This is a genomic window from Saccharothrix hoggarensis, from assembly GCF_042678885.1.
In the GTDB taxonomy this organism is placed as follows: Bacteria; Actinomycetota; Actinomycetes; order Mycobacteriales; family Pseudonocardiaceae; genus Actinosynnema; species Actinosynnema hoggarensis.
This window is the reverse complement of the sequence record NZ_JBHTLK010000035.1, coordinates 21,999-40,453: the sequence shown is the minus strand read 5'-3', so window position 1 is coordinate 40,453 and position 18,455 is coordinate 21,999. Positions and strand designations below refer to the sequence as shown.

At 72.5% G+C, this 18,455-nt stretch carries 18 protein-coding genes and 2 tRNA genes; 14 read left to right on the top strand and 6 right to left on the bottom strand.

The window, feature by feature from the left end; translation table 11 throughout:
• Positions 1 to 582 (bottom strand): tetratricopeptide repeat protein (locus ACFQ3T_RS09955; RefSeq protein WP_380722582.1); only part of this gene is annotated, 582 nt, incomplete at its 3' end.
• Between the two features lie 146 nt (positions 583 to 728).
• Here ACFQ3T_RS09955 and ACFQ3T_RS09950 point away from each other — a divergent pair.
• The 8 genes from ACFQ3T_RS09950 to ACFQ3T_RS09915 all read left to right on the top strand — a co-directional run bounded on the left by ACFQ3T_RS09950 (position 729) and on the right by ACFQ3T_RS09915 (position 7,066).
• The gene (locus ACFQ3T_RS09950) at positions 729 to 1,190 is read left to right on the top strand and encodes a MarR family winged helix-turn-helix transcriptional regulator (RefSeq protein WP_380722580.1); all 462 of its coding nucleotides are present in this window, start codon (positions 729 to 731) and stop codon (positions 1,188 to 1,190) included.
• A 273-nt stretch (positions 1,191 to 1,463) separates the two neighbouring features.
• Positions 1,464 to 1,667 carry a hypothetical protein gene (locus ACFQ3T_RS09945; protein WP_380722579.1) on the top strand — a complete coding sequence of 68 codons (204 nt, stop codon included), beginning with the start codon at positions 1,464 to 1,466 and terminating at the stop codon, positions 1,665 to 1,667.
• Positions 1,668 to 1,723: 56 nt separating this feature from the next.
• Entirely contained in the window at positions 1,724 to 1,867 is a 144-nt protein-coding gene (locus ACFQ3T_RS09940; RefSeq protein WP_380722577.1) for a hypothetical protein, read from the top strand.
• Positions 1,864 to 3,444 (top strand): AMP-binding protein, encoded by a 1,581-nt coding sequence (locus ACFQ3T_RS09935; RefSeq protein WP_380722576.1) that lies wholly within the window; start codon positions 1,864 to 1,866, stop codon positions 3,442 to 3,444. Before ACFQ3T_RS09940 ends, ACFQ3T_RS09935 begins: the two co-directional genes overlap by 4 nt.
• Positions 3,445 to 3,659: 215 nt before the next feature.
• Entirely contained in the window at positions 3,660 to 3,803 is a 144-nt protein-coding gene (locus ACFQ3T_RS09930; RefSeq protein ID WP_380722574.1) for a hypothetical protein, read from the top strand.
• 60 nt (positions 3,804 to 3,863) lie between these two features.
• Positions 3,864 to 4,355 (top strand): PH domain-containing protein, encoded by a 492-nt coding sequence (locus tag ACFQ3T_RS09925; protein WP_380722573.1) that lies wholly within the window; start codon positions 3,864 to 3,866, stop codon positions 4,353 to 4,355.
• Between the two features lie 68 nt (positions 4,356 to 4,423).
• Entirely contained in the window at positions 4,424 to 5,848 is a 1,425-nt protein-coding gene (locus ACFQ3T_RS09920) for a PH domain-containing protein (protein WP_380722590.1), read from the top strand.
• 261 nt (positions 5,849 to 6,109) lie between these two features.
• Complete coding sequence (locus tag ACFQ3T_RS09915) at positions 6,110 to 7,066, top strand: BTAD domain-containing putative transcriptional regulator (protein ID WP_380722571.1); 957 nt, start codon at positions 6,110 to 6,112, stop codon at positions 7,064 to 7,066.
• A gap of 34 nt (positions 7,067 to 7,100) precedes the next feature.
• Here ACFQ3T_RS09915 and ACFQ3T_RS09910 read toward each other — a convergent pair whose 3' ends face one another.
• A complete protein-coding gene (locus ACFQ3T_RS09910; protein ID WP_380722569.1) occupies positions 7,101 to 8,075 on the bottom strand; it encodes a GlxA family transcriptional regulator in 975 nt (324 codons plus the stop codon).
• A 71-nt stretch (positions 8,076 to 8,146) separates the two neighbouring features.
• Here ACFQ3T_RS09910 and ACFQ3T_RS09905 point away from each other — a divergent pair, with 71 nt between their 5' ends.
• Entirely contained in the window at positions 8,147 to 9,442 is a 1,296-nt protein-coding gene (locus tag ACFQ3T_RS09905) for an MFS transporter (RefSeq protein WP_380722567.1), read from the top strand.
• Here ACFQ3T_RS09905 and ACFQ3T_RS09900 read toward each other — a convergent pair.
• Positions 9,374 to 10,912, bottom strand: a complete 1,539-nt coding sequence (locus ACFQ3T_RS09900; RefSeq protein ID WP_380722565.1) for a helicase HerA-like domain-containing protein — start codon at positions 10,910 to 10,912, stop codon at positions 9,374 to 9,376. The two genes, ACFQ3T_RS09905 and ACFQ3T_RS09900, sit on opposite strands and share 69 nt — an antisense overlap.
• 83 nt (positions 10,913 to 10,995) lie before the next feature.
• Here ACFQ3T_RS09900 and orn point away from each other — a divergent pair, with 83 nt between their 5' ends.
• The 3 genes from orn (at position 10,996) to ACFQ3T_RS09885 (ending at position 13,467) form a co-directional block, all read left to right on the top strand.
• A complete protein-coding gene (gene orn, locus ACFQ3T_RS09895) occupies positions 10,996 to 11,607 on the top strand; it encodes an oligoribonuclease (protein ID WP_380722563.1) in 612 nt (203 codons plus the stop codon).
• A 62-nt stretch (positions 11,608 to 11,669) separates the two neighbouring features.
• A tRNA-His gene (locus ACFQ3T_RS09890) sits at positions 11,670 to 11,745 on the top strand.
• A 93-nt stretch (positions 11,746 to 11,838) separates the two neighbouring features.
• Positions 11,839 to 13,467 carry an ABC-F family ATP-binding cassette domain-containing protein gene (locus ACFQ3T_RS09885; protein WP_380722561.1) on the top strand — a complete coding sequence of 543 codons (1,629 nt, stop codon included), beginning with the start codon at positions 11,839 to 11,841 and terminating at the stop codon, positions 13,465 to 13,467.
• Between the two features lie 3 nt (positions 13,468 to 13,470).
• Here ACFQ3T_RS09885 and ACFQ3T_RS09880 read toward each other — a convergent pair whose 3' ends face one another.
• Positions 13,471 to 14,670 (bottom strand): L,D-transpeptidase, encoded by a 1,200-nt coding sequence (locus tag ACFQ3T_RS09880; protein WP_380722559.1) that lies wholly within the window; start codon positions 14,668 to 14,670, stop codon positions 13,471 to 13,473.
• Positions 14,671 to 14,906: 236 nt separating this feature from the next.
• On the opposite strand from ACFQ3T_RS09880, the gene ACFQ3T_RS09875 reads away from it, so the two are divergent.
• Positions 14,907 to 14,979, top strand: a tRNA-Lys gene (locus ACFQ3T_RS09875).
• 89 nt (positions 14,980 to 15,068) lie between these two features.
• Here the strand turns inward: ACFQ3T_RS09875 and ACFQ3T_RS09870 are convergent.
• A complete protein-coding gene (locus ACFQ3T_RS09870) occupies positions 15,069 to 16,424 on the bottom strand; it encodes a hypothetical protein (RefSeq protein ID WP_380722557.1) in 1,356 nt (451 codons plus the stop codon).
• A gap of 165 nt (positions 16,425 to 16,589) precedes the next feature.
• Between ACFQ3T_RS09870 and ACFQ3T_RS09865 the strand changes: the two genes are divergently transcribed.
• Complete coding sequence (locus ACFQ3T_RS09865; protein ID WP_380722555.1) at positions 16,590 to 17,702, top strand: sialidase family protein; 1,113 nt, start codon at positions 16,590 to 16,592, stop codon at positions 17,700 to 17,702.
• A gap of 29 nt (positions 17,703 to 17,731) precedes the next feature.
• On the opposite strand, the gene ACFQ3T_RS09860 is transcribed toward ACFQ3T_RS09865, so the two are convergent.
• Positions 17,732 to 18,403, bottom strand: a complete 672-nt coding sequence (locus ACFQ3T_RS09860) for a hypothetical protein (RefSeq protein WP_380722553.1) — start codon at positions 18,401 to 18,403, stop codon at positions 17,732 to 17,734.
• Positions 18,404 to 18,455: the final 52 nt, after the last annotated feature.

Sequence of the window (18,455 nt, the reverse complement as noted above, 5' to 3'; positions counted from 1 at the left end):
CACGGGCGCGCCGCCGCGCTTGCGCCGCACCGTGCCCAGGTTGGCGCGGACGTCGTCGGCGCCGGCGTCCAGCCGCAGCGCGGTGCGGTAGGCGCGTTCGGCGGTGCCCCAGTCCCGCAGCCGCAGGGCGGCGTCACCCAGCACTTGGAACGCACGGGCCTCGGACGGCGCCAGGTGGGCGGCCCGCCGGGCGACGTCCACGGCCTCGTGGAGCCCCTTCGGGTCCTCCGCCAGCACCTCGGCGAGCACGACCTGGCACCGCCAGTCGTCCGGTTTGCGGCGCACGCACTCCCGCGCCGCCACGACGGCTTCGGCGTGCCGGCCGAGTTCGCTCAACGCCAGCGCGGTGAGCCGTTGCGCCCACACGGTGTCGCCGTTGAGGACGAGGGCGCGCTTCGCCGCGTCCAGCGCCGGGTCGGGCTCGCCGGCGTCGAGGTGCGCGGCGGCCAGCCGGCACCACGCCTCGCCGTGCAGGGGGTTCGCGACCAGGACGGGCCGGAGCAGGTCGATCGCCTTGCGGGGCAGGCCGCGGGCGGTCAACTCGGCCGCCCGCACGACGGCCGCGGCGATCGACTCGGACATCGCACCTCCCGACTTCGCGGACCAGTGTGTCAGTCCGGTGCAGCCACCCCCATCGGGTGAAGGGAGGACGCGGCGCCGGTCGACCGCCCGCACTTCCCGGTGAAGATGCTCCGAGCTGGGACTATGTCGCGGGTAGGGTCGACGGCATGGACGTCGCCGCCGATGCCGGTCGTGCGGGCCTCAACTGGCTGCTGCACCGCGCGGCGCAGAAGTTGGGCGCGGTCGCGCAGGAGGCGGCGGCACGGCACGGCATCACCACGCGCGGGCAGGTCGTGCTGACCGCGTTGGCCGGCGAGGAGTCCCGCCGCACCCAGCTCGCGCTCGGCCAGGCCCTCGGCCTCGACAAGACGACGTTGACCGCCGAGCTGGACCGGCTGGAACGCGCGGGCCTGGTCGTGCGGCGGCCGGACCCGGGCGACCGGCGCGTGCGGGTGCCCGTGATCACCGATCCGGGGCGGGCGGTGCAGGCGGACGTCGAGCGGCTGCACCTCGCGGTGGAGCGGGACTTCACGGCCGGGCTGGAACCGCGCGAGGCCGACGTGTTGCGGGAGCTGCTGGAGCGGCTGATCGCGTCCGACCACCGGGCCGACACCGGGTCGTGCCTGTGACGCACCCCGTCGACTGAATTCACCACCCAATCACCGACGCCCGCGTCATCGGCGGCGGCCGACCCCGATCCGATTATTACGATCTGTTGCCACTCTGCCCTTTTTCACGCTTCCAGGTGACTGGATGAGGTCCCCATGCGACGCTAGCGACAGCTCGGCACGGTCGCCCGACGGGAATTCCCCGTCATGGCACCAACCCGCGTGCGTCTCTTCCCCGCGAGCGCCCGGTTTGGTCCGAGCACCCCGTGTCGACACAGCTGGAGGTTGGGGGCCGTGGGTACAGGCAAGGAGTGGCAGATTTCCTGCCGCGACATCGCATCCCGTCGCCGGGACATGACCGTCTTCGTCAGCCAGGGCCACGTCGTGGTCACCGTGCCGCCGGGCGAGGCGGCCGTGCTGACGCCGTTGGAGGTGGGCCGCCTGCGCGCGGCCCTGCGCGACGCGGTGGTGAACGCGTCCGGCACCCCGGAGAACTGACCCCCATTTCGCCCGCCCTCTTCCTACTCGCGGGTAGGTAGTGCCAGTATCGGGCTGTGAGCACCTACGCCTCCAGCTCGGGAGCCCTGATCACCCCATCGAGGTCCGTCGCCCGCCCGGCGTGCGCGCCGGCCGCGTCCAGCCGGGTGACGGCCGGTGCGAGCGGCGCCGCCTCCGGGTTCGCGCGGGTGGTCCGGTGAACCGGGTCGTGGGCGCGCTGCGCGCCTTGGCGACCTTGGTGCGCGCCGGTGTCGTGCGGCCGATGCGCCCCGACCGGCTGCTCGGCGTCGTGGACGCCTTCCTGCGGTGGGGCGTCACGGTGGCATTCGGGTTCGCGACCGGCGCCGCCCGGCACCCCGACCGGCCCGCGATCGTCGACGACGCCGGGACGCTCACCTACGCCGAGGTCGACGAGCGGACCACCCGGTTGGCGCACGGCCTGCACGACCTGGGCGTGCGGGCCGGTTCGAAGGTGGCCGTGCTGTGCCGCAACCACCGCGGTTTCGTGGAGACCGTCACCGCGTGCGTGAAGCTCGGCGCGCACACCGTGCTGCTGAACACGGGGCTGAGCCCGGCCCAGGTCGCGACCGTGCTGCGCGAGCAGGACGTCACCGTGGTCGTCGCCGACACCGAGTTCCGCGCCCTGCTGGCCAACGCGCCGCGCAAGGTCCGCCGGGTGATGGCGTGGGTCGACGGCGCCACCAAGAGCCGGACGCTGGACCAGCTGATCGCCGACTCCCCCGCCACACCGCTGCCCGGACGCCCGCCGCGCGGCCGGATGATCGTGCTGACGTCCGGCACCACCGGCGCGCCCAAGGGCGCCAGGCGGCCGGAACCCGCGAGCCTCACGCCCGCCGCCGCCCTGCTGTCCCGCATACCGCTGCGCGCGGGCGACCGGTTCTCCGTGCCGGTGCCCCTGTTCCACACCTGGGGCCTGGCCGCGTTCCAGATCGGGCTCGTGCTCGGCGCGACCTTCGTGCTGCGGCGGAAGTTCGACCCGGAGCAGACCGTCGCCGACGCCCGCCGGCACCGCTGCGACGCGCTGTTCGTCGTCCCCGTGATGCTGCACCGCGTCCTCGACGTCGACGGGCGTCCGGACCTGCCCGACCTGCGGGTGGTCGCGTCCAGCGGCTCGGCCCTGCCGCCACCTGTGGCGCGGCGGTGCCTGCGGGATCTCGGCCCGGTCCTCTACAACCTGTACGGCTCGACCGAGGTGTCGTGGGTGAGCATCGCCCGTCCGGACGAGCTGCGCCGACGCCCGGACACCGCCGGCCTGCCGCCGCACGGCACCCGCCTCGCGATCCTCGACGAGCACGGCGACGCGGTGCCCGTCGGCGTCACCGGCCGCATCTTCGTGGCCAACGACATGCTGTTCGACGGCTACACCAACGGCAGCGGCAAAGAGGTCCGCGACGGCCTGATGGCCACCGGCGACGTCGGGTACCGCGACGACGACGGGCTGCTGTTCGTGGCCGGGCGGGACGACGAGATGATCGTCTCCGGCGGCGAGAACGTGTACCCGCGCGAGGTCGAGGACCTGCTCGCGGGCCTTCCCGGGGTGCGGGAGGCGGCCGTGGTCGGCGTGCCGGACGAGGAGTTCGGCCACCGCCTCGCCGCGTACGTGGTGTGCGACGAACCCGGCGCGCTGGACGAGGACGCGGTGCGCGAGCACGTGCGCGACAACCTTGCCCGGTTCTCGGTGCCGCGTGACGTGGTGTTCGTCGACTCCCTGCCGCGCAACGCGACCGGGAAGGTGCTCAAGCGGGAACTGCGGTGAGCACTCCTCTCCGTCTCATTACGCTCTGTGCCCGCCGTTCAACGCCTCTGAGAGTCCCGTGCCGGCGTAGTGCCCAGTTGGCGAAGTGCGAACTGGGTGATGACCGCCGTGACCTTCCTGTGCCATGCTCCGCTTGGACGCTTCCGGGCGTCTCCGCGGATCTGGTCCGGCTCCCCCCTGCCGACAAGCCGCCCCGATGGAATGGAGATCTGACGATGGTTGTGCACTTGCTGCGCAAGATCATGACTGTGCTGGCCCTGGGCGTGGGCCTCACAGTCGTCGTCGGTGTGCCCGCGGCCCTTCAGAGCGACAGCGCGGCAGAGGCCAGGATCTTCCAGACGCCGTACACGCAGCCCTGACGTCTTCTTGAGGCCGGGTTCGCGCGCACGCGGGCTCGGCCTTGAGGCACAGTGGACGGCGTGAGCAACGAAGTGTTGCGCCTGCGTGCGCCGCGGCACCAGGTGAGCCGCAAGTCGATCACCCTGTGGACCCTGCACGCGCTGATCGGCTGGACGGTGCTGCTCGTGCCGCAGGCGGTCGTGCTGGTCTTCGCCGCGTCGCCGTGGCAGGTGGCCGCCGCCGTCGCGACCCTGGTGCTCGGCACCGCGCACACGCTGGTGATGCCGCGCTGGCGGTACCGCGTGCACCGCTGGGAGGCCACCCCGGACGCGGTGTACACGCTGGCCGGCTGGCTGAACCAGGAGTGGCGCATAGCGCCCGTCTCGCGCATCCAGACCGTGGACACCAAGCGGGGCCCGCTGCAGCAGCTGCTCGGCCTGTCCACCGTGACGGTGACCACGGCGTCGGCCGCCGGGCCGGTGCTCATCGAAGGGCTGGCCCACGACGACGCGGTGCGGCTGGCCGACGAGCTGACCACCACGACCCAGGCCACGCCGGGTGACGCGACGTGACCACCGACCTGCCCGCCGCCCCCGAGTACGCCGAGCCCGTCGTCGACTGGCACCGGCTGGACGTGCGGATGCTCATCGTCCGGCCGCTCAACGAGCTGCTGGGCCTGGTGCCGCTCTTCGTCGGCCTGCTCGTGCTCGGCCGGGGCGAGACGTGGCGGCTGCTGGCGAGCGGCGGCGTGATCGTGGCGATCGTGCTGTTCGGGCTGCTGCGGTGGCTCACCACCCGGTACCGGATCACCACCGAGCAGGTCGAGATGCACACCGGCCTGTTCGTGCGCAAGCGCTTGGCGGTGCCGCGTGACCGCATCCGGACCGTCGACCTGACCGCGAAGCTCGGGCACCGGCTGTTCGGGCTGTCCGCGATCCGCGTCGGCACGGGGCAGCGCGACCAGCCGGGCGAGGACGGGCTGACGCTGGACGCCGTGTCGTCGGGCGAAGCCGAGCGCCTGCGCGTGCTGCTGCTCACCATCGCGCGTTCCGACGCGTCCGCCGAGGAGTCCGCGGAACCCGCGGAGCGACCGGGTGTCGTTCTGTCCCAATGGGACAACGCGTGGCTCCGGTACGCGCCGCTGACGTTGTCCGGCCTGGTGGCGGCCGGCGCGTTGTTCGGGTTCGTGATGAACTTCGCGCGGGAGCTGGACATCGAGGTGCTCGACCCGATGACGGAGGCCGCGCACTGGGTCGCGGACCAGCCGATCGGGTTGACCGTCGCGTTGTTCGCGGGCGTCGTGCTGCTGGTCGCCACCCTCGGCTCCGTCCTGGTGTACGTGGTGCAGTTCTGGGGCTACCGGCTGACCCGCGAGCCCGACGACACGGTCCGGGTGCGCCGGGGCCTGCTCACCACGCGTTCGGTTTCCGTTGCGGAGCAACGACTCCGCGGCGTCGAACTAATCGAACCGCTGTTGCTGCGGGCCGGGCGCGGTGCGCACGCCAAGACGGTGACCACGGGTCTGGGCCGCAAGGGCGAGAGCAACCTGCTCCTGCCGCCCGCGCCGGTCGCCGAGGCGCACCGGGTGTCCGCGGCGGTCCTCCGGCAGGACGAGTCGCCGACCTCGACGCCGCCGCGCCGGCACCCGCTCGCCGCGCTGCGCCGCCGGATGCTGCGCGCCGTCGCCCCGCTGCTCGTGCTCGCGGCCGTCCTGCCGTGGTTCGCGCCGAGCTGGACGTGGCAGGTCGTGCTGGCCCTGGTCCCGTTCTCGGCCGCCCTCGGCTGGGACCGCTACCGCTCCCTCGGCCACGCCCTGACCGACCGCCACCTGCTCGCCCGCCAGGGTTCCGCGATCCGGGAAACCGTTGCGCTGCAACGGACCGGCATCATCGGCTGGCGGGTCTCCCGCTCGTTCTTCCAACGCCGCGCGGGCCTGGTCACGATCTCCGCCACCACCGCCGCGGGCAACGGCGCGTACCACGTCATCGACGTCGCGGAGGCCGACGGCCTGGCCCTCGCCGACGCCGCCGTGCCCGACCTGCTGCGGCCGTTCCTGGAGCGCTGACGGGAGCGCCGAGCGGGGTGCCCCGGCCGGTCCCCCCTGGCCGGAACACCCCGCGTCGTGCGCTTCGCGTCACGCCACTGGGGAGAAACGGAGCGTTGCGCACGGCACCACGTTAAGTCGGCCCGGTGGAGGTTTCGCTGCACTCAACGCCGACGTCACACCTATGCCCTGACCTGCCATTATCACGCTCTGACGCTAACCGGTGACGGAAAATGGGCAAAATCGGCGGCAACGACGTCGGGTCGCTGCCACGATGGCCCGATGCGCGATGCCGACCAGCTGTCGCGATTCGCCCGGGCCGTGCGCGGACACCGCCTCGACGCGGGGCTGACCCAGTCGGAGCTGGCCACCAGGGCGGACGTCAGCGTGCGCACCGTTCGCGCCGTCGAACAGGGCCAGGTCGCCCGGCCCCGGTCGCTGGCGAAGATCGCCGCGGCGGTCGGTCTCACCTGGCCGCCCACCGGACCGCGGATCGGCGTGCTCGGCCCGTTGGTGGTGGAGACCGGAGTCGGCGAGGTCCGGTGGGAATCGCGCAAGCCCCGCGTGCTGCTGGGTCTCCTCGCGGTGCACCCGGGCCGGGTGGTCGGCCACGGCGAGATCGTGGACGTCCTGTGGGGCGAGGACCCGCCGGCCGCGCACCAGAACCTCGTGCACGGCTACGTCGCCAGGGTGCGGACCACGCTGGGCGACCCGTCGGCGGTCCGCACCGAACGCGGCGGGTACCGGCTGGACCTGCCCCACGACCACCTGGACGTGACGACGTTCGACGCCCTGGCCGCCCGCGCCGACGTGACCGCGCTCGGCGAAGCGCTGGACCTGTGGCGCGGCCGGGTGCTCGCCGACCTGCCCGAACTCCACCCGCACCCCACCGTGCAGTCGATCGCGGCCCGCCGGTCGGCCGCGGCCGTGGCCCTGGCCGACCTCGCGCTGGACCAGGGCGTGCCCGGCGAGGCCGTGGAACGCCTGCGGCGGCTGGTCGCCGACGAGCCGCTGCACGAAGGACTGCACGCCAAGCTCCTGGTGACGCTCGCCGCCGACGGCAGGCAGGCGGCGGCACTGGAGGAGTTCGCCCGCATCCGGTCACGTCTCGTCGACGACCTCGGCGTCGAACCGGGCCCCGACCTCCGCGCCGCGCACGTGCGGGTCCTCCGGCAGGACTTCCCGGACGACCGCGCGGTCAGGATGCCGAGAACCACCCGAGTCGCGGCGCACGGCTGACACCGTCCACGGGCTCGGCCCCCAACGGGAAGCGCTAGCCGGCTGACCGGAACGTGGTGCGGTAGACGCTGGGGGCGACGCCCAGGATCGCGCTCATCTGCTGGCGCAGCGCCGCACCCGTGCCGAAACCGGCGTGCCGCGCCACCTGGTCGACCGACAGGTCCGTCGTCTCCAGCAGGTGCCGGGCCCGTTCCACGCGCTGCTGCGTGATCCACTTGCCGGGGCTCACGCCGGTCTCCTCGCGGAACCGGCGGGTGAAGGTGCGGACGCTCATGCGGACGTGCGCGGCCAGCGCGCGGAGGTCCAGCGGCTCGTGCAGGTGTTCCAGCGCCCACGCGCGGGCGGGGGCGGTGGACGTGTCGGTGACATCCGGGATGGGGCGGACGATGTACTGCGACTGCCCGCCCGGCCGCCACGGTGGCACGACGCACCGGCGGGCGGCCATGTTGGCGATCTCGCTGCCGTGGTCGTGCCGGACGAGGTGCAGGCACAGGTCGACGCCCGCGCCGACGCCCGCGGACGTGAGGATGTCGCCCTCGTCGACGAACAGCACGTCCGGGTCGAGGTCGACGTGCGGGAACAGGCGGCGGAAGTTGTCGGCGTGGCTCCAGTGCGTGGTGGCCCGGCGCCCGTCCAGCAGACCGGCCGCGGCCAGCACGAACGCGCCCGTGCAGATGGACAGGACGCGCGCGCCGCGGGCGACGGCCGCACGCAGGGCGTCCCGCACCTCCGGCTCGATCGTGCCGTCCTCCAGGACCCGCGCGCCGTAGTGGACGCCGGCCACGAGGACGGTGTCCGCCTCGGCCAGCAGTTCGAGGCCGTGGTCCGGGGTGATGGTGAACTGGCCCGAGCTGCGCACCGGCCGACCGCCCGGCGTGCAGATCCTCACCTGGTAGAAGCGCCGCTCGTCCTCGTCACGGGCGGCGCTGAAGATCTGCGTCGGCGTGCCCAGGTCGAACGTGACGACCTCGTCCAGGGCGAGCACGGCGACCAGGTGACGGCGGTCCATGGCCGGATTCTTGCACATGATGGCCATCGAGCCACTTTCCCGGACGGGGCTGGGTCGCGCACGCTTCCGACGTGATTCGCAACAGGCAGAACTGGGCATGGGTGGTCGCCGGCGTCGGCTTCATCGCGCTGGTCGGCGCCGCCGCGTTCCGGGCGACCCCGGGCGCGCTGATCGAACCGCTGCGCAGCGAGTTCGGCTGGTCCACCGGCACCATCGGCTTCGCCGTGTCGGTCAACCTCGTGCTGTTCGGCCTGACCGCGCCGTTCGCCGCCGCCCTGATGGAACGCCTCGGCGTGCGCAAGGTCGTGGCGAGCGCGTTGACGCTGGTCGCGGTGGGCAGCGGGCTGACGGTGTTCATGACGACGGCGTGGCAACTGGTGCTGTTCTGGGGTGTGCTGGTCGGCCTGGGCACGGGGTCGATGGCGCTGGCGTTCGTCGCCACGATCACCGGCCGCTGGTTCGTCAAGCACCGCGGCCTGGTCACCGGCGTGCTGACGGCGGGCGGCGCCACGGGGCAGCTCGTGTTCCTGCCGCTGGTCGCGGCGCTGTCGGAGTCGTCGGGCTGGCGCACGGCGTCGATCGTGGTGTCCGTCGCGGCCCTCGCCGTGGTGCCGCTGGTCCTGCTGTTCCTCCGCGACCACCCGGCCGACCTGGGCGTCCCGCCCTACGGCGGTGACGAGGTCGTGCCGGTCCCGGTGACCACCGGCGGGTCCGCGCGCCGTGCCGTGAGCGCGCTGGTCGGCGCCGCCCGCACCGGCCCGTTCTGGTTCCTCGCGGCGGGCTTCGCGATCTGCGGGGCCACCACGAACGGCCTGGTGGGCACGCACTTCATCCCCGCCGCCCACGACCACGGCATGCCCACCACGACCGCCGCGGGCCTGCTCGCGCTGGTCGGCATCTTCGACATCGTCGGCACGGTGCTGTCCGGCTGGCTCACCGACCGCGTCGACCCGCGCCTCCTGCTCGCCGTCTACTACGCCCTGCGCGGCGCGTCGCTGCTGGTCCTGCCGCAGTTGTTCATGGACGCCGTGCACCCGTCGATGCTGGTGTTCATCATCTTCTACGGCCTCGACTGGGTCGCCACGGTGCCGCCCACGGTCGCGCTGTGCCGCGAGGTGTTCGGCCTGTCCGCGCCGGTCGTGTTCGGCTGGGTGTTCGCGTCGCACCAGATCGGCGCCGCCGTCGCCGCGACCGCCGCCGGCCTCACCCGCGACCACTTCGGCGACTACGCGCCCGCCTGGTACGTCGCCGGCGTGCTCAGCATCGGCGCCGCGTTCCTGTCCATGAAGGTGAAGCGGTCAGCGGCGCTTGCGGGCGGTCCCGAAAAGGCCCCGGGTGATCTCACGCCCGAGGGCGCTCGCCGCTGACCGCAGGAACGACTTGACGGCCGTGTTGCCGAGCACCTGCTCGACCACGCCCGGCTCGTCGCGCCGCGGCTTCGCCTCGGCCGGCGCCTCCGCCGACCCCTCCGGCTCCTCGTCGGCCGGGGTCGGCGGGGGCGTCACCTTCGCCGACAGCTTCTCGTACGCCGACTCGCGGTCGATCGTCTCCGCGTACTTGCCGTGCAGCTCGGACGACGCGGCAGCCGCCTTGATCGCGTCCGGCCCGATGGTGTCCATCAAGGACCGCGGCGCGCGCAGCCGCGTCCACGCCACCGGTGTCGGCGCGCCCTTCTCGCTCAGCACCGTCACGACCGCCTCGCCGATGCCCAGCGACGTCAACGCCTCGTCCAGCTCGTAGTGGGGCGTCGTCGGGTACGTCTTCACGGCCTTCGCCAGCGCCGCCTGGTCCTCCGGCGTGAACGCCCGCAGCGCGTGCTGCACCCGTGCGCCCAGCTGCGACAGCACGGCGTTCGGCACGTCCGTCGGGAGCTGCGTGCAGAAGAACACGCCCACGCCCTTGGACCGGATGAGCTTCACCGTCTGGGTGATCTGCTCCAGGAACGCCTTGGACGCGTCCGCGAACAGCAGGTGCGCCTCGTCGAAGAAGAACACGAGCTTCGGCTGGTCGAGGTCGCCCTCCTCGGGCAGCACCTCGAACAGCTCGGCCAGCAGCCACATCAGGAACGTCGAGAACAGCGCGGGCTTGGCCTGCAACTCGGCCAGCTCCAGCAGCGACACGACGCCCTTGCCGTCGACCGCGCGCATCAGGTCGCGCGGGTCCAGCTCCGGCTCGCCGAAGAACGTGTCGCCGCCCTGCGCCTCCAGGTTCACCAGCGCCCGCAGGATCACCCCCGCCGTCGCCGACGAGACGCCGCCGAGGCCCTTCAGGTCCTCCTTGCCCTCGTCGCCGGTGAGGTGGCTGATCACGGACCGCAGGTCCTTGGTGTCCAGCAGCGGCAGGCCGCGCTTGTCGGCCCAGTGGAAGATCAGCCCGAGCGTGGACTCCTGGGTGTCGTTGAGCCCGAGCACCTTCGACAGCAGGATCGGGCCGAAGCTGGTGACGGTCGCCCGCACCGGCACGCCGACACCGCCCGTGCCCAGCGACAGGAACTGCACCGGGCACGCCTGCGCCCGCCAGTCGTCACCGGTGTCGGCGGCCCGCGCGGTGACCCGGTCGCCGCCCTCGCCCGGCTTCGACAGGCCCGACAGGTCGCCCTTCACGTCCGCCATGACCACCGGGACACCGGCCGCCGACAGCTGCTCGGCGATCAGCTGCAACGTCTTCGTCTTGCCCGTGCCGGTCGCGCCGGCCACCAGGCCGTGCCGGTTGAGCGTGGCCAGCGGGAGCCGCACGCGGGCGGTCGGCTCCACCGCGCCGTCGACGAGCACGGCGCCGAGTTCGATGGCCGCGCCCTCCGAGGCGTAGCCGGCAGCGATGTCGCTCTGGGCCGTCATTGCCATGAGCGTAATGAGATTGGTAGGGGCCGCCACCCGAAGCGACGCGGGCCCCGGGCGGCCGGGCGACTAGGCTCGCGCGGGTGATGGATCGCCTGGTGTGGATCGACTGCGAGATGACCGGCCTCGACCTGGGCAAGGACGCCTTGATCGAGATCGCGGCGCTGGTGACGGACGCGGAGCTGAACGTGCTCGGCGACGGGGTGGACGTGGTGATCCACGCCGACGACACCGCGCTCGACTCGATGCCCGACGTCGTCATGCAGATGCACGCCAAGTCCGGGCTGACCGAGGAGGTCCGGCGGTCGTCGGTGACCCTCGCGGACGCCGAGGCCCAGGTGCTCGCCTACATCCGGGAGTGGGTGCCGGACCCGCGCACCGCCCCGCTGGCGGGCAACTCGATCGCGACGGACCGGGGCTTCATCGCCCGCGACATGCCGGAGCTGGACGCCCACCTGCACTACCGCATGGTCGACGTGTCGTCGATCAAGGAGCTGTGCCGGCGCTGGTACCCGCGCATCTACTACGCGCAGCCCGAGAAGGGCCTGGCGCACCGGGCGCTCGCCGACATCGTGGAGTCGATCCGGGAGCTGGCGTACTACCGGCGGACGGCGTTCGTGCCGCAGCCCGGCCCGTCGTCGGAGCAGGCGCAGGCCGTGGCGGCCGAACTCCTGGCGGCCGACGGCCTGAAATAGGGTCGATTTCAGACCCGGCGGCAGGGCACTGTATGCTTCACCCGCCGGGTCAGCCGGTCTTGGTGGGTGTAGCTCAGCTGGCAGAGCACTGGGTTGTGATCCCAGGTGTCGCGGGTTCAAGTCCCGTCACTCACCCCAAGTGGAACGCCCCTCGACCTCGTGTCGAGGGGCGTCTTCTTTTGTCCGCCGCCGTCCGTCCTTGTCCGCCCCGCCACCTGCCGTGGAGTTGTCATGAGCGCCACACTCGTCGCGAAGGACCTGGCCGCGGGCCACGGCGACCGCGTGCTGTTCGAGGGTCTGGACCTGGTCGTCGCGCCCGGTGACGTGATCGGCCTGGTCGGCGCCAACGGCGCGGGCAAGTCGACGTTGCTGCGGACGTTGGCCGGGCTGCTGCCCGCCGAGCGGGGTGTGATCCGCCTCTCCCCCGTGACGGCGACGGTCGGGCACCTGCCGCAGGAGCCGGACCGCCGTCCGGGCGAGACGGTGCGCGCGTTCCTGGCCCGCCGCACGGGCGTCGCGGACGCGCAGGCCGAGCTGGACCGGGCCACCGAGGCGTTGACCGCGGGCGAGGACGACGGCTACTCCGAGGCGTTGGAGCGGTGGCTCGCGCTGGGCGGCGCGGACCTGGAGGAGCGGTCGCTGGAGGTCGCGGCCGACCTCGGGCTGGACGTCTCGCTCGACCTGCCGATGACGGCCCTGTCCGGCGGCCAGGCGGCGCGGGTCAGCATGGCGTCGTTGCTGCTCAGCCGGTACGACGTGTTCCTGCTGGACGAGCCGACCAACGACCTCGACCTGGACGGCCTGGCCCGGCTGGAGCGGTTCGTGACCGGGCTGCGCGCGGGCGCCGTCGTGGTGTCGCACGACCGCGAGTTCCTCGCCCGCACGGTGACGCGCGTGGTGGAGCTGGACCTGGCACAGCAGCAGGTGCGGTCCTACGGCGGCGGGTACGAGGCGTACCTGGAGGAACGGGAGATCGCCCGCCGGCACGCGCGGGAGGAGTACGACGAGTACGCGTCCACGCGGGCGTCGTTGGAGGAGCGGGCCAGGGCCCAGCGGGCGTGGATGGAGAAGGGCGTCAAGAACGCCCGGCGCAAGGCTCCCGACAACGACAAGGTCGGGCGCAAGTTCCGCACCGAGGCGACCGAGAAGCAGGCGTCCAAGGCGCGGCAGACGGAACGGCTGATCGAGCGGCTGGACGTCGTCGAGGAGCCGCGCAAGGAGTGGGAGCTGCGGATGGAGATCGCCGCCGCGCCCCGGTCCGGCGCGGTCGTCGCGGTGCTGCGGGCGGCGGTGGTGACGCGCGGGTCGTTCACGCTGGGCCCGGTGGACCTCCAGGTGGACTGGGCGGACCGGATCGCCATCACGGGCGCGAACGGCTCGGGCAAGTCGACGTTGCTCGCGACGCTCCTGGGCCGCGTCACGCCGACCTCGGGCTCCGCGTCGTTGGGCTCGGGCGTGGTGGTGGGCGAGGTCGACCAGGCCCGCGGCCTGTTCCTCGGCGACGAGCCGCTGCTGGACGCCTTCGGCGCGGCCGTGCCGGACCTGGTGCCCGCCGACGTGCGCACGTTGCTGGCGAAGTTCGGGCTGAAGGCGGCGCACGTGGTGCGGCCCGCCGCGTCCCTGTCCCCCGGCGAGCGCACCCGGGCGGCGCTGGCGCTGCTCCAGGCCCGCGGGGTGAACCTGCTGGTGCTCGACGAGCCGACGAACCACCTCGACCTGCCCGCGATCGAGCAGCTGGAGTCGGCGCTCGACTCGTACACCGGCACCCTGCTGCTCGTCACGCACGACCGGCGGATGCTGGACGCGGTGCGCACGACCCGCCGCCTGGAAGTGGCGGCGGGCCGCGTCACGGACGTCTAGTCCTCAGCGGTTGCCCTTGGTCCACTGGTCCCACGGGATCTGCCAGTCGCCGAAGCCGTCCCACGACTCCAGCGCCGGGCCGCCCGAGTTGGTGACGATCACGACGTCGCCCTGCTTGGAGTTGTCGAACACCCACTTGGCGTTCTCGGGCGACAGGTTCAGGCAGCCGTGGCTGACGTTGCGGTGGCCCTGGTCGCCGATCGACCACGGCGCGCTGTGGAAGAAGATGCCCGAGTTGGACATGCGGTACGCCCAGTCGACCGGCGTGACGTAGCCGCCCGCCTCCAGCGACAGGCCGTACGTGCGGGAGTCCATCACCATGTGCGCGTGCTTCTCCATGAGCACGTAGGTGCCCGTGGGGGTGGGGTTCTGCGCGTCGCCCATGGACGTCGGCATGGTGCGCACGACCTGGCCGTTGACCTTGGTGACGACCTGGTGGGTCTGGCCGTCCGCCTCGTGGATCACGGCGTCGCCGATCGTGGTGGTGATCAGGCGGTCTTCCTCGCCGTAGACGCCGTTGCCGACGTGCTTGCCGTAGATCTTGGCGTCGATCGTGATCTTGGTTCCGGGCGTCCAGTAGTTCTGGGGCCGCCAGTGCGCGGTCTTCTCGTCGAACCAGTAGAAGGCGCCCGCGACGCGCGGCTCCGTGGTGATCGAGATCATCGCCTCGGCGGCGGCCTTGTCGGCGATCGGCTCGTCGAAGTAGAAGGCCAGCGGCTGGCCGACGCCGACCGTGGTGCCGTCCTGCGGGTTGACCGACAGGTAGGTCAACGTGCGCGGCTTCACGGTGGTGAAGGTGGACGTCCTGGTGACCGGCTTGCCGTCCGTGCCCTGGCCCGTGACGGCGAGCGTGTAGGTCTTCTGGTAGCCCAGGGGTTCCGTGTTCGTCCACACCAGACCGTCCGGGCTGACCTGGCCCGCGACGACCTTGCCGTCCGCGTTGGTCAGCGTGGCCTGCGTGATCTTGCCGTCGCTCGCCGTCGCCACGACCGGCACGCCGGGCGGCACGTCGACCGCCGCGTCCGCGGGGCCCGTGGTGAGCGTCACGGGCTTCGGCGGCGGTGTGGACGACGTCGTGGTGGACGGCTCCCCCGCGCCGTCCCCGGTCGCGGCCGACCCCGACGAACAACTTGTGATCAACGTCGCGACCAACCCGATCGCGATGAGCTCCAGAGCTCTGCGCGTCCCCCGCTTGCGGTGCATCCCGTCCTCCGCTTCGTCCCCCACACACACCGGGACTTCCCGTTACGAGAGTTCGTCCGGTGTCCCCTGACAAGGTGACGCTCGGAGGGTTGACGATGTTGCCCGAGATGCCGGATCGTTACCAAGGCGAAGTTCCCCCTGCACCAGGGCGGCACACCCGCCCTGACCAGGCGATTGGGAGCCGCGTCGGACGCTGTGCTAATGTTCTTCGCGTCGGACAGAGCAAGAGAGTCCGAGCGCCGCTAGCTCAACTGGCAGAGCAGCTGACTCTTAATCAGCGGGTTCGGGGTTCGAGTCCCTGGCGGCGCACAATACGAGAACCAGGTCGGCATTCCGCCGACCTGGTTCTTTTCATTCCGGCGGTTAACTCGCGCCGATGCCGTTCCAGCGCGCGGCCGTCAATCCGCGAGGTATTCGCACGGCAGGTCGAAGTACCACCCCTCGGGCTCGTGCACGATTCGCCCGGCCGGTCGGTCGCCCGCCGCGCACTGCGCCTCCGCCCCGGCCACGCCGACGTCCCACGGCCGACCGTCCAGCACCCCGGCCGAGCCTGTGAAGTGCAGCACAACGCCCACCAGCACGGCGACGCCCACCAGCACGCGCCCGGCCCACGCCGTCACGCCCGCGAACCGCCCGCGCAGCCCCGAGTCCACGCCGGCGGCCATCGCGGTGAAGAGGAACAGCGCCGGCGCGATGCTGTACCGCTGCGCGGCCATCACCACTCCGGGTTTCTGCACCTGCAGCGCGGCGCTCCAGTTGGCGATCAACGAGACCGCGATCACCAGGACGCAGGAAACGGCGCCGAGCACCACCAGGAATCGTCCCGCGCGGTCGGCCCACCGCAACCCGGCGACGATCGGCACGACGACGAGCAGCAGCGCGATCACCACGGGAACGTTGCCGAACTCGGGATAGACCTCGTCGACCGGTTCCGATCCGAGGAACGCCACCACCGGAACCCTGAGCAATCCCGCGAGCACCACCTGCACGGGGTCGACGGCGTCGTGCGAGTACGGGGTCCGCTCGGCGAACGCCATCGCGAGCCCCTGCGCCGCCGCCGCCACGAGGAACACGATCGGGATCACCCGATCGCGTCGGCCGGGCAGTGCCAACCGCAGGAGCGCCACGGGGGCCAGGAAGAACGCCAGCGGGCTCGACAGGGTGGCGAGGACGACGAGCACCGCGACCGGGACGAGCGGCGCCGACCGCCACAGCAACGCCCAGAACACCCCGTAGACCAGGAACCAGTGCACGTTGGCGAGGTTGTCCAGCGTCTCGGAGTTCCCCGCCGGCAGCACGACGACCAGCGCGGCCAGCGCGAACCGCACCGGCGTCGACCGCAGGTAGCCGGCCGACGCGGCGAAGGCGGTCAACGCCACCACGGCCCGCAGCGCCGCCGCCGACACCGCGATCACGGCGGCGGCCCAGTCGAGCGGGAACAGCGACGCCACCTCGGCGAGCAGGCGGGGCAACGTGTGCAGGTAGCCGCCGTAGGGCGCGACCACGTTCGCCGTGAACGGCTGCGTGAGGGCGTCGAGCAGGAACCGCGCGCCGTCCTCGGCCCACATGCGGTCGAGCCGGGACAGGCCGGCGGGCGTGAGGAGCTGGAACCCGACCGCGGCGAGGAACGCCAAGGCGTACCCGAGGACGAGCCGGCCGCGCGGCCGTCGTTCGGCGGGGCCGGGCGGGAACAACCCCTCCGCGAACCCCCGCGGTCCGGCGGAGGTCGACGGGTTCTCGTCCACGACGGCCACTTCACATCCCCCTCGGATCCGCCAAGCGGTCGGCACGCTACACCGGGACCGGCCGCTCCCCGGCGTGGACCGGGAATCCGCCATACCGGTGACACCGGCGCGATCGCTTCCCACCACTCCCCCGTGCCCGCATGATCTGAACCAGCGACGGAGGGGGTTCCGGGGATGGTCAGGACACGTGGCCGTTGGGCGTTGGCGTTGCTGGCCTCGGTGGCGTTGGCAGGCGTCGGCGCGCCACCGGCGTCCGCGACCGTGAGCATGGTCGCGGACATCGTGCAGGAGCCCGGCGAGTACGAGGCCCGGTTCCCGGACATCGTGAAGCTCGACGACGGCAGGCTGATGGCCGTGTGGCACCGGGCGACCGCGCACGCCGGAGCGGTCGGCACGATCCAGCTGTCGTTCGGCGGCTCCAACGGACGCACGTGGAGCGCGCCCACCCCCGCACTCGCCAACCCGGACACCATGGCGGGCGTCGACACGCGCGACCCGAAGCTCGGCAGGATGAACGACGGCAGCGTCGTGCTGACGTTCTTCGTGCCCGGCGGCCGGGTCTACTACTCGGTGTGGAAGCCGGGCTGGACGCGGTTCACCGACCCGGTCCAGCTCACCGCGCCCGGCATCGCCACCGCCACGTACAGCCACGGCGGCGCGCTGGCGCTGGCGGACAGCGGAACCCAGGTCGACCAGGTGCTGATCCCCGTCTACACGACCGGGACGACGGGCGGCGCGCACTTCATCCGGGCGACGTGGCGGCCCACCCTGAGCCCGCGGCTCCTGGTGTCCGGATCGCACAAGATCATCACCAACGACAACCCGGTCGGCCGCACGTACACCGAGCCCAGCTTCGTCCAGTTCGGCTCCACCGTCGTCGCCGTCGTGCGGGCCGAGCAGGACGGCGGCGGCTCGCCCGCGATCGTCGTCCGGTGGAACCCCTACGCGGACACGCCGACGTTCGCGTACCAGAGCTTCACCGGCGTCCTGGCGAACTCCCACCACCTGCTCAAGACCTCCGCCGGGCAGGTCCTGTTCACCTACGGCGACCGCGCGCGGACGAACCGCCCCACCGTCGGCATGCTGATCGCCAACCCCACCTCGACGTGGGCCGCGAACACCGTCGTCCCGCTGTACAACTCCGGCGCGGCGGACCAGGCGAACCCGTCGAGCGTGGAGATCGCGCCGGGGACGTTCCTGATGCTCGGCTACAACGCGAAGGACAAAGCCACCTCACCGACCGGCGGCACGCTCTGGGTGATCGAAAGCCACACCGCGGACTACTGACCGTTCCGCGGAGGCCCCCGGACTCGCCGTCAGCCGAACGCGAGGGCGATCCGCCGCCCGGCCAGCAGGCGGGTCCGCCGCACCTCGACGTCCACCTCCGCCACCGCGCCGCGGTCCAGGCGGTCGTAGGACTTGGCCAGGAGCCAGTGCGCGGCCTCGGCGCCGATCGGGTTGAGCACGCCCTGCTCGGCCAGGCGGCGGCGGGCGGTGTCGACGTCGCGGGTGACGAAGGCGGTGCGGATCATGCCGCCGGTCAGCTCGTCGATCAGGAAGACCATCGCGTGCTCGTCGCGGCCGAACCGGTACTCGCAGATCAGGGCGAGGTAACCGGCGTCGAGGGAACGGTCGCAGATCCACGCCCCGCCCACCGCGAGAGGTGGGCCGGCCGGGGTGACGGCGTTCGCCGCCCACTCGCGCGGACGGCCGGTGAGCACGGCCGCGAGCACGCGCAGCAGCGCGTGGTTGCGGCGGCTGGGCAGCGACACGGCGTGGTCGATCAGGCCCGCCCAGAACTCCTCGTCCGGCCGCACGTCGGCGACCGCGCTGCTGACGGTGAGCTCGGCCTCCAACGGGTCGAGCAGCTGCGGCAGGGCGCGGCAGCGGTGGACGACCTCGCGTTGCGCCGCGGTCAGCGGCGTCCCCCGCGGACGGCGCACCACCACGATCGGCCGCCGCTTCGGGACCTGCGTCTTCCGGCTCACCGCGCGAGGCTGGCACGTCGGGACGCCCCTCGGGCCGCAACGCGCACCGGGT